At 31.1% G+C, this 11,514-nt stretch carries 13 protein-coding genes; 12 read left to right on the top strand and 1 reads right to left on the bottom strand.

Features of this window, described 5'->3' with window-relative positions; all coding sequences use genetic code 11:
- Positions 1-214 precede the first annotated feature (214 nt).
- From J5G60_RS12260 to J5G60_RS12205, 12 genes are all read left to right on the top strand, one after another.
- The gene (locus J5G60_RS12260; protein ID WP_150358547.1) at positions 215-679 is read left to right on the top strand and encodes a DUF6323 family protein; all 465 of its coding nucleotides are present in this window, start codon (positions 215-217) and stop codon (positions 677-679) included.
- A gap of 2 nt (positions 680-681) precedes the next feature.
- On the top strand, positions 682-1,509 hold the full coding sequence (locus J5G60_RS12255; RefSeq protein WP_236035290.1) for a DUF6179 domain-containing protein: 828 nt from the start codon (positions 682-684) through the stop codon (positions 1,507-1,509).
- 216 nt (positions 1,510-1,725) lie between these two features.
- Entirely contained in the window at positions 1,726-1,920 is a 195-nt protein-coding gene (locus tag J5G60_RS12250) for a hypothetical protein (RefSeq protein WP_150358548.1), read from the top strand.
- Between the two features lie 490 nt (positions 1,921-2,410).
- A complete protein-coding gene (locus J5G60_RS12245; RefSeq protein WP_150358632.1) occupies positions 2,411-2,935 on the top strand; it encodes a peptidylprolyl isomerase in 525 nt (174 codons plus the stop codon).
- Positions 2,936-3,156: 221 nt separating this feature from the next.
- Positions 3,157-4,389, top strand: coding sequence for a hypothetical protein (locus J5G60_RS12240; RefSeq protein WP_150358633.1), 1,233 nt, complete (start codon positions 3,157-3,159; stop codon positions 4,387-4,389).
- A gap of 58 nt (positions 4,390-4,447) precedes the next feature.
- Positions 4,448-5,143: a response regulator transcription factor gene (locus J5G60_RS12235; RefSeq protein WP_150358634.1), complete on the top strand. Its 696-nt coding sequence runs from the start codon at positions 4,448-4,450 to the stop codon at positions 5,141-5,143.
- A complete protein-coding gene (locus J5G60_RS12230) occupies positions 5,133-6,146 on the top strand; it encodes a HAMP domain-containing sensor histidine kinase (RefSeq protein WP_150358635.1) in 1,014 nt (337 codons plus the stop codon). Before J5G60_RS12235 ends, J5G60_RS12230 begins: the two co-directional genes overlap by 11 nt.
- Positions 6,147-6,217: 71 nt before the next feature.
- Positions 6,218-6,952: a site-2 protease family protein gene (locus J5G60_RS12225; protein WP_150358636.1), complete on the top strand. Its 735-nt coding sequence runs from the start codon at positions 6,218-6,220 to the stop codon at positions 6,950-6,952.
- Between the two features lie 192 nt (positions 6,953-7,144).
- Positions 7,145-7,510 (top strand): VOC family protein, encoded by a 366-nt coding sequence (locus J5G60_RS12220; RefSeq protein WP_150358637.1) that lies wholly within the window; start codon positions 7,145-7,147, stop codon positions 7,508-7,510.
- Between the two features lie 60 nt (positions 7,511-7,570).
- Complete coding sequence (locus tag J5G60_RS12215) at positions 7,571-8,398, top strand: DNA adenine methylase (RefSeq protein WP_150358638.1); 828 nt, start codon at positions 7,571-7,573, stop codon at positions 8,396-8,398.
- A 252-nt stretch (positions 8,399-8,650) separates the two neighbouring features.
- A complete protein-coding gene (locus tag J5G60_RS12210; RefSeq protein WP_150358639.1) occupies positions 8,651-9,091 on the top strand; it encodes a MarR family transcriptional regulator in 441 nt (146 codons plus the stop codon).
- Positions 9,091-9,909 carry a DUF169 domain-containing protein gene (locus tag J5G60_RS12205; RefSeq protein WP_150358640.1) on the top strand — a complete coding sequence of 273 codons (819 nt, stop codon included), beginning with the start codon at positions 9,091-9,093 and terminating at the stop codon, positions 9,907-9,909. The genes J5G60_RS12210 and J5G60_RS12205 overlap by 1 nt, the downstream gene beginning before the upstream one ends.
- 160 nt (positions 9,910-10,069) lie before the next feature.
- Here the strand turns inward: J5G60_RS12205 and J5G60_RS12200 are convergent, their stop codons facing one another.
- Entirely contained in the window at positions 10,070-11,209 is a 1,140-nt protein-coding gene (locus tag J5G60_RS12200; protein ID WP_150358641.1) for a CdaR family transcriptional regulator, read from the bottom strand.
- Positions 11,210-11,514: the final 305 nt, after the last annotated feature.

Genomic DNA, 11,514 nt, shown 5'->3' with positions numbered 1-11,514 from the left:
CACTTGTAGATTATGATTATATTATAAGATTATTAAAGAATATTAATAATGAGATGAGATAATTTGAGGTAGAAAAAAATAGAAATGGCTTGTTTTTATATATTGGTATGATATAATAAATTAAAAATACATACAAAAACCCAATATATCATATGTTATCACAAAATAAATTATATGTCAAATGTACTAAATTAAATTTTTAGGAGGAAAAGTCATGAATTTGCCCAAAATATTTGACTCAGTAAGTAAATCTAAAAAATCTAACAGCATAGATGAAATTTTCAAGTTAAATGCCGAGTTAAGTAAGTACAATCTTGTTCTTGGTGTAGAGGATATAAAAGATATAATAAATGCAAAAAACAGCACCTTGAAAAGTCAGGGTAGAATTGAGCTCAATCTGGATATAATTGAATTCATTATAAGAAAAATTGGAAAATCTCCTTATGTAAATCAGGATAATTTAGTGGAAACAATCAATGATATGTATGCGATTTTTCACTATGTAAAAAACTGTACGTCAGACTTTTTACCTGATAAACAGGTATTGGAAGCCTTAATGTTTTTTTATGGAAATGTCTATAATGGTTCCATGGAACTTGTAATGGGAAAAGGTACTGAAAAAATTATAAATAATTTCAGGCATGGTAAAAAGCTTACTTGTAGGGAAGAGGAGGAGTAACATTGGAAGGAGATATAATGTCAATTTTTCAAAACCTAATAGTGAAATATACAAGGGGAAAGGGCAGTTCCATAAAGGAAGATACTGCTTTTCGTATTTTAGGTTCGATTTATTATGCAGTTAATGCCTGTGTTCAAAATCAGCAAGACTCCAGCAGGTCTTTTTTAATTTCAAAAGGAAATATACTTGAAATTTATAAAAAGGGGATTGAAATTTTAAAAGAAACTTTCTGCCAATGTGAAAAACTTTACGAAGAAATAAAAGAAAATAGACTTCGGGTTCCAGTTAAGATGTATAATGATACGATAGATGCTGCACTGCCGGATTTTTTTAAAAATTATGATATAATTTTTGGGGCGCAGGATACATACTCCAGTATGGATTATCCTCTTGTTTTTGATGATATGAATATAAAAGGAATTTTTTACATAAAACAGTATCTTGAAAAATTGAAAGTTGAAACAGAATTCTGCAATTTTTTTAAGGAATCATCTATTTTAGAAATACTTAAAGGCTATGGGGAAAAATATAAAATAGATATTTCACAATCACCGATCAGTGTTTTTCAAATACTTATTGAACAATGTGCTTTTTTAACTCTATGTGAGGTATTTGAATCTCTTGATGATACTTTTCTTGCCCTATTGGGGAAAACTGTATTTTATGATGATCTGGCATGCAGCTCCTTTAAACTTACACACGATCAGTTGATAAACTGTAGAGGAAACATGGAAAGGGAGTGGCAGAATTACTATGTCAATTTTTTGCTGGGACAGAGTGAAAAAAGGATAAAAAATATAGGAAAAACAATCATTCATATTTATGGCTGATATTAATGTACCTGTATCTTATCTACCTCTCATTTTTGATTTGTTCACATAAATATAAAAAATACATAAACTTGGTATCTTTTAATCATTACCATTATTATGCTATAATGTATTTAATAGTAATGATTCATGTTATATAGAATTACCCCTTTCTATCATTACTGTATGGGTGGTTACAGGGATGACAGGTTGGCACAATGGAAGGGGGTAATGTGAATGAACTTTTTCTTCCTGTGCATTGTAGTGCTTTCAATTACCGAGATATTGAGTTTATGTATTATTTCAGTTTTCTGCTACAAGCAAGATAAGATTAAAATGTTTTTTGAAAGCAAGACCGGTGTTTCGAAAGATAAGATTTTGACAGATGTTAAAGTTAAAATAGATGAACCAAAAAATGAAAACAACAAGTAACTTTTGGGAGAAGTTACTTGCTTATATATAGGTTCTTTCTCGTATAACATGATTTTGTGAATTTACAATTTCTCTGTAATCACTCACCTACATACCTTATTATTATATTATAATTGAAGCAAAAAATACACTCTTTTATGATATTTTTTATTATTTTTATCAATTCAATTGTTATTTGCTTAATTTTTTATTTATATATTTATAAAGGTAAAATTGGAGAATATAGGCTGGTAAAAATACAAAGAAAAGCTCTAGAGAGATCCAGGGCTTTAATAAACAGGGTGAATATTATATAATTATATAAAAGCTTCAATAGTATAAACAGAGTTCTTGCTTCAGGTGGGGTTTTTGACATCACCTGAAGTTTAGAAATCGTTATCCAGGAGCGTAGCTGCCCTTATCTGTCACTTATAGAAGTGGCAGTATTAGGGCAGGTAGCTATCGGATAAATATACACAATCAAATCTTATTATAGAAAGAGGGAAAATAAATGAAAAATCCTGTAGTTACAATTGAAATGGAAAATAACAAAACCATAAAGATGGAACTTTATCCAAATATTGCACCAAATACGGTGAATAATTTTATATTTTTGATAAACAGGAGCTTTTATGATGATACAATTTTTCACAGAGTAATACCCGGATTTATGATTCAGGGAGGAGATCCTGAAGGTAGTGGAATGGGAGGACCAGGTTATTCCATTAAAGGTGAGTTTTCATCGAATAATTTTAAAAATAATTTAAAACATACAAGGGGAGTGATCTCTATGGCAAGGACCATGGCACCAAATTCTGCAGGCTCTCAATTCTTTATAATGACGGATGATGCCCCTCATCTTGACGGCCAGTATGCTGCTTTTGGAAAAGTTATAGAGGGAATGGAAGAGATAGATGAAATAGTATCACAAAAAAGGGATTATAACGACAGGCCTTATGAGGATCAAAAAATGAAAAAGGTAACTGTAGAGACTTTTGGGGAAAAATATGATGAACCCGAAAAGGTAGAGGGTTAAAATACATATTTAAAATTGCAAAAAGTTATAGAATAGTGATAATCAATTTTCCTGAGCTTTTAGGCTCGGGAATTATATTTCTCATTTTTCTTTTATTCAAAAGGAAAGTCTTTGCAGCTTATCAGTATAATCTTCAGAAAATCTTCATAGATTTTATAACTGATTCTTTAAAAGTTTTTTTTAAAATGGAATCTGATATGAAAATCAAAAGGAGGATTGTTATGGAGAAATATTATAGGAAAGCTGCTCTGTTCGGAATTTTAATGAGTATACTGTGGGTGCTTTTGGTAAATACACAGCCCTTTTCCGATTTTGCCTATTATGATGGACTAGCCAGACAGATAGCGGCTGGAGGACCTTGGGGTGACACCTACACTTCTGTGGGGTATCCCGTTGTGCTGGGGCTTGTATATAAAATTTTTGGCAGTAGCTTGGCAGCAGCAAAAATTTTTAATTTAACACTTACATTCGTAAACTACGTACTTTTTTATAAAATATTAAAAAAAGCAGATTTGAGTGAGAAAAGGCGTAAATTTACATATGGTCTATTTGTTGTTTTCCCCAGCAATATATTCTACAACAGTATTTTAGCAGGAGAAATACTGTTTACTGCCATATTGCTTTTAATAACGTTTTTATACTTCTATGATGTTAAACACAAATACATACTGATTGGCGTACTGACAGCTGCGGGTGCCATGGTAAAACCATTTTTCCTGGGATTTTTTCTTCTGGTTTTTATAGTGGAACTGTGCTTCAAAATGAAGTTTTCGGCAGTATTAAAACATTCAATTATAGTATTTATAATAAGTGCTGTAGCCATATCCCCATGGTTATATAGAAATACCAGACTCCTGGGGCAGTTCACTTTTATATCCAACAATGGGGGAATAGTACTTTATGTAAACAATAATTCCCAGAACAGATATGGCTTGTGGATGGATGCCAGAAATGTGCGCAATTCTGTTGTAAAAAAGACTGAATATATAAATGCCAATGCTACGGATAAAAACGAAATGCTCTCCAGGGCAGCACGGAAATGGATAAAAGCACATCCAGCAGAATTTGTTCAGCTTGGGTTCAAACGGCTGTTTATTACCTATATCGGCTTCAGTGAAATAGACTATAGTTTCAATGGTGCAAATGTAAACCCAATTTTTAAATTTATATTTTCATTTTACGCCTATGCTGCAAGATATGTGGTATTTGTTCCTGCTGTAGTCATGCTGCTTGTATACAGTGTAATAACAATTAAGGGATTTTCAGGTAAAAAGTCTGTAGATCGCTATTCAATATACAACCTTGTTTGTTTTTACATGTTTGCCCTTGTGTATTTTATTTCTGAAGGCCAGCCCCGTTATTCATTTCCCTGTACATTTATAATGATTTACTTCTTCTCATGTTTTGTGGAAAGATTTAATTTTATCAAATCTGCAAAAAGCGTAAAATTATAGAACATGTTATAATAAAATTATTGTTTTAATTGTGAATTGCAGTAAGGGGGACATTTGCATGAAGGGATACAGTGTATTGGTAGTAGACGATGACGAGGATATTCTGGATATAATAAAGATTTATCTCCAAAATGACAAATTTGAGGTGATCACTGCTTGTGATGGGGTGTCAGCAATAGAAAAGTTGAAAAAGCAAGCTGTGGATTTGATAATATTGGATATAATGATGCCGGGGCTGGATGGACTGCATACTTGCCTTGAAATTAGAAAGGAGAAAAAAATACCTATTATAATGCTTTCTGCAAAAGATGATCCCAGCAGTAAAATATTGGGCCTTGATATAGGTGCCGATGACTATGTGACAAAACCTTTTAATCCACTGGAACTGGTGGCCAGGGTAAGATCCCAAATCAGAAGATATTCAGAATTCAATGGGGAGAAACCTCATAACAGGGATAAGATTGTTATAGATGATCTTACAATAGATACTGAATCCCATGAGGTATTTGTTGGGGAGAATTTAGTAGAACTTACTCCCATTGAATTTTCTATTTTAAAGGTACTTGCGGAAAACAGGGGAAGGGTGCTCAGTACGGAAACTATATATGAAAATGTATGGAATGAAGCTTTTTACAATTCCAAGAATACGGTGGCAGTGCATATAAGGAATATAAGAGAAAAGATAGAGATAAACCCAGGAGAGCCCAAATACATAAAAGTGGTTTGGGGAGTAGGTTATAAAATTGATAAGTAAAATGAAAGAATTTTTCCTAAAAAGTGTATCCAGAGAGCTTTTTATAATAATTATATTCAGCTTTACGGTATATGAAATATTCAAGCATATGCATATAATAGCATTTCCAATTGTGATCTCACTGGGAATTATTTATTTCTGGTCCTACAAAAAAGCCATATATATAAAATATATATGCAGAAGTATAGTAAAAATTTCCCAGGAAAACTTGAACTGTAAACTTGAAAAAAGAGGCAGTGACGAACTGGGAATTTTGGCAGAGGAAATAAATAGGATGTCACTCAATCTGAAAAATATGATGGAACGTGAAAAATCTCTTCAAAGGTTTAAAAATGAATTGATGACAAATCTGTCCCATGATTTGAGAACTCCTCTTACCTCTTTGATTGGCTATCTATATCTATTAAACGACAAAAACACTTCCGTAAAAAATAGGGAAATCTACAGTAAAAAGTCTCTGGAAAGGGCGGAAAAGCTCAAGCTGTTAATAGACAATCTGTTTCAATATTCAAAGCTGGAAAGCGGTGAAGTAAAAACCGAGTTGTGTAATGTGAACATAGTTGAAATTATGGAACAGATTATAGGGGAGATGTCCATTTTGGCGGAGAAATCGGGGATTGAATTTGTAAAAAAGTATGATATGGAAGATCTGAAATTGAATGTGGATCCCTACCTCATAAGCAGAGCTTTTCAGAATATACTGTCCAATGCCGTAAAATATAGTGTTGAAAACAGCAGTGTATATGTGAATATTACTTCAGATAAAAAAAACACAGTAGTGAGTTTTCAAAATAAACCCATTCAGGATTTATCAGATGAGCAAATTGGAAAGATATTTGAAAGGCTTTACATGGGAGATAAGTCAAGAAATTCTTATGAAAATAATTCAGGATTAGGGCTTGCAATAGTAAAGAATATTGTTAAATTGCATAAGGGAGAGGTATGGGCGAAAAACAAGGACAATACCTTTATAATATATGTGAAATTGAGAAATGATTTGTAAATACTTTTTATAAAAGAAAACTAAGCCTATAATTGACAAATACTTGATGAGGAGATGGGGAGGATTACAATGTGAAAGACAGTGTGGATTTAATAAAAAAGCCAGGTGTGGGAAAAATAGTATTTAATGTATTCATAGTTTCTCTGACAATATTGGTATTGAGATTTGTCATTAATTTTTATTATGCATTGGGATATTTATTTATTTTACTTATTCATGAAGCCGGGCATTATGTTTCAGCAAAATTTTTGAATTTAAAAGTTGCTTTTGGAGGGTTTACGCCTTTTGGTGCATATATAGTTCATGAAAATATTGAGAACTGCAGGGAAAACGCAATTGTTGCAATAGGAGGTCCACTTTTTGGGGGCATATTTGGATTTATCTACTATGCAATTTATTATTTTACAGGGGATGTTACATTCTTGGTGTTGAGCTTCACTTCCATGGTAATTAACTTAATAAATTTAATTCCTGTAAAACCCCTTGATGGAGGTCATATAGCTGAAGCAATATCTCCTGTTATATGTTATATAGGGCTGCCGTTTATATTGTATTTACTTATATCTATAAAAGGTTTGAAAGGCAAAATTTCATTACTTATTATTCTTGCAATAGGGATTTACCAAACATATGATTTTACCAGAAAATATAAAAACAGCTTCTATTTTAAACTGACTAAAAGCATTAAAATAAAATTTATAATAATTTATGGTATACTACTAACATCATTAGCAGTCAGCGGGATATATCTTTATGCCATGTTTGATTTCAGGGAATTATTTCAAAGCATTCTTCGATATAAATAATTAAAGAGCCCGTCATAATCACTTAAATTGAAAAAAGTAGAGGAGGTCAATTAGATGACAGAGATGATAATACATATATTTTGCTCTGACAGTGCTTGTTGGAAACGGAACTAATAGGAAGTAGAAAAGTTATCTATAGAGATAATTAGAAATAAAGAAAATATAAAATATGATATGGAGGATTGATATATTATGAATTTTTGCTGGATAACATTAAACGTAAAAAGTATGGAGGAATCTTTGAAATTTTACAATGAACTGCTGGGAATTAAAATTTTTAGTAGATTTAGTCCAAATTCAGGGGTGGATATTGCTATGATTGGAGAAAATGATAAACCCAAAATTGAATTGATATATGATAAAGGTAATAATTCTAAAATTGAAAGCAGGGGAATATCTATCGGATTTGAAGTGAAATCGCTGGATGAAACTATGAAATATATAAAAAGCAAAGGTATAATCATTAAAAGAGGACCTATTTCACCATCACCAAAAGTTAAATTCTTTTTTATAGAGGATCCAAATGGAGTGGAGGTTCAGATAGTTGAAAACAGATGATATACATCACTTTCTTTTTTCTTATAAAAGTATCTATCTTTAAAGGAATGAAATATATTTATGAAGAATAAATCAATTCAACCTTTTGTTAAATGGGTTGGGGGAAAACGTCAGTTAATTAAAGGAATAGGTAAATATATACCTAAAGGAAATTATAAGTATTATGAGCCGTTTGTGGGTGGGGGAGCTGTTTTCTTCGATTTGCAGCCTAAAAAAGCGGTTATAAATGATTACAATTTTGAATTAATAAATACGTATAATGTTATAAAAAATAAAGTAGAGGAATTGATTCAATATTTAAAAACTTATCCCAATGATGAAGAATTTTATTATAAAATGAGAGAATTTGACAGAAAGAAGGAGTATAAAAATTGGTCAGAAGTAAGAAAGGCCAGCAGGTTTATATACTTGAATAAGACATGTTATAATGGGCTATATAGAGTAAATCAAGCAGGATATTTTAATACTCCTTTTGGACGGTACAAAAATCCTAATATCGTTAATGATGTAATTTTGAGGGCAGTGAGCAAATTTTTAAATGAGAATGATATTGTAATAAAATCTGGTGATTATAAAGAAGTTTTAAAAGGAATTAAAAAAAATTCATTTGTATATTTTGACCCTCCATATGATCCTATAAGTCACAGTTCCAATTTTACAGGATATACCACAGGAGGATTTAGAAGGGAGCAACAAATTGAATTAAAGGAAGTTTGTGATGAATTAAAAAAAAAGAAGATAAGATTTCTCTTATCAAACAGTAATACCGAATTTATCAGGAAGCTCTATAGTGGTTATAGTATTGAAATAGTCAATGCTAACAGATCAATTAACAGTGTTGCCTCTAAAAGAGGGGAAGTCGAAGAAGTGTTGATTAGAAATTATTAGATTATCTATGTTTTCAAATTTATTGATCCCATTTATTAAAAGAAGAACGAATACCAATTCTGGTAATATATTCGCCGATAGTACTCCTAAGTATATAGTAATTAGGAGTGCTATGTAAGCAAATATTTCAGCCAAGAGTATTACACAAAATTTATTCTTGTAGTAGAATATTTATTTGACAAAAGCACATTGCTATTTTATAATAATTGCGATCGCAACTATTATAAAGTTTTTTACATTTAAGGAGAAAATATGATCGAACTTATAAAATGGATTTCCATTACAGATAGATTCAGTAAAATGTACTTGAATAAAGAACTTGGAAAACTAGGAATAAACAGCAGCCAGCATATGTTTATTCTAAAAATATGTGAACACGCGGGAATTACCCAGGATGGATTGTATCCTTTTGTTTATGTTAATAAAAGCAATATTACAAGGGCTCTCATGCAGCTTGAGAAAAAGGGATTTATCATAAGAATTCCTAATAATAATGATAAACGTAAAATGTTGTTATACCCTACTGAAAAAGCTAAAATCATTTATGAACAGATAAATAACATTGAAAAAGAATGGACAAAAATTTTGTTGAATGAAATTTCTCCTGAGGATAAAGAATTGTTAGAGAAACTTATTAAAAAAATGGGTAAAACATCCATAGATTATTTAGGTAAAAATAAGGAGGCTTTATAATGAAGAGTATCATTTCCAGAAAACTAAATGGAAAATTCAAACCTGTAATTTTAATGCATAGCAATGAACTGCCGGAATCGTATATACAGCCGTCTCCTTCTCAAAGAGGATGTATAATGACGTATTTTACCCAGGTAGCTGTTCATAGGAAAACTGCAGTTTTTGATCGAAATACTTGCTGCTGTACCGGTGCAAAAGCTGGTCTTGGATTTGGAAACGGCTATTATGATTCTCTGCCCGGGGGAGTAGATACTTTTTCAGCATTTTTTTCCAAAGGACTGGAATCTGCAAAAAACGAACAACAATATAAGGGATTGACTGAAAAAATGAATCAACATGACAGGCAAAAATTTTTAGAAGGAGAACGCTTTTTTACATCACGGGAAAGGGCCAGAAAATGGATTACGGAAGAATTACCAGTATATAATTTCAAAGAAAAATACGCAATTTTAAAGCCCTTGGAAAACCTATCAGAAAATGAAGTGGCCAAATCCGTAATATTTATAGTTAATCCACTTGAGCTTACTGCCCTTATGACACTTGCAGGCTCCATAAGAGATGGAATAAATATCACTATAACACCTCAAAGCTCCGCCTGTCAAATGATTGGGGCACAGGTTTTTAGACAGGCAGAATTAAAAGATCCTTCTGCAGTACTGGGATTTATAGATCTTGCGGCACGAATTTTTACAAGAAAATTAATACCAGATGAATATTTAACTTATGCCGTTCCGTGGAAATTATATCTGAATATGGAACAAGAAGCTGAAGAAGGAATTTTTGAATCACCTATATGGAAAAATTTACAGTCATTATAAAGAAAGGACAAATAAAGAGGATTATCATCGGAATTTCTGAATTTATCACGCAATATTGGACAGGCAACTGGCTCTGCACTAATTGGAGCTATATTTTATTTCTTAATTGTTTATTATAGCAGGTAAAAAGGCTGTTTGATGTATAAAATGGCCTTTTTAATTATATCTGATGCTTTAAATATTCGTAAATAGAAATTAAAAATATTGCGTCATTGACGTTGTTGATAGGATTTATACCCAATAACTTTTTTATTTTGTTTAATCGTGCGACGATAGTGTTTCTATGTATATATAAACTTTCAGCGGCTAACTTTGGTTTCATATTATTGTCTATAAGAGCACTTACTGTATCTAAGAATCTATTAATGTCTAAGTTTTTTGTAATAAGAGTGCAATATTTTTCAAAAAAAGGAGAAAAGTTTTCAATGCTGTAGCTTTCTAGTAGATATTCTAAAAAATAATCCTGTAGAAAGGTGAGTTTTTTATTAGAGTACCTCTTGTCGTTTTTCAGCCAACTCATATATTTATAAATTTTGTCATATTTTAAGAATGATGTTTGGCATATACCGCAAATGTATTTTATTTGTGGTTTTACATTTAAGTTATTTTCCAGTTCTCTAATGTAATCTTTTACATAAGCTTTGTAAAATGAAACTTCATTATGCTTAAGAGCCTTAAATAGTAAGATATGTTGTGCGTCTATACTAAGAAGAATATCTTGCCTGCAATAATAGCTTATCTTTTGATATATATCTGATATATGATTGGTAAGTTTTTTTGCATAATCTCCAGAAAAACATAAGAAAATAGGGATGCGCAGGAAATTGTCCTTAAATCCCATTCTTCTGGCTATTTTTAGTATTCTGGAGGGATTTTGAGGATAATCAAATAAAAGAGCCTGAACAAATTTACTGTTTTCATGTTGATTATGTAATGTAAAATAATATTTATTTTCATATTCAAATAGAGATTCTAAGGCGAATTTTATCATTTTTGCAAGGGACATGACTTTTTCAGGATCTCCAGATACACCAACCACGCCTATTGGTTCAATACCATCTAATAAAGGCAAATTTACCCCAGGACTAGTTACTCCAATTAAATCATCACTGGTTTTTTCTGTTATCATTATACTGAGTTTTTCATGAATAATTTTATATGCACACATATGAAAATTTCCTATTCGTTCAACGTTTGAGCTAGCAATGATAATCCCTTTTTCGTTCATGATATTTACATTGACATTTAACTGCTTGTGAATTTTTGATATGAAGTTTTGAGCAAATTCAGAATTCAGCATATGATAAAAACACTCCCCTAATGTGAAAAAATTTATATTAGTTCTATGATTGTACCTATAGCACAATCATAGAACTATTGTTGTGTTTTAAGTATGATAAAGTTCTACAATAAGTATGTTATCATAAAAGCATGAAAATTGTAAGGCATATATATAGTTAAATAACAGGAAAAATGGCAAATGAGTTAAAAAGTTATTAACAAGCAGCTTAATTAAAAATATGATTAACATTAGAGTTATAAGGGTGTATTCCGTTTATTCTTATTAACCAATATTATCTATATATTCAATATATAAGTATATTT

Source organism: Clostridium sp. HV4-5-A1G, from assembly GCF_900184915.1.
Lineage (GTDB): Bacteria > Bacillota > Clostridia > Clostridiales > Clostridiaceae > Clostridium_B > Clostridium_B aromativorans.
Note: the sequence above shows the minus strand (reverse complement) of the source record. Positions and strands in the feature narration are given on the sequence as shown.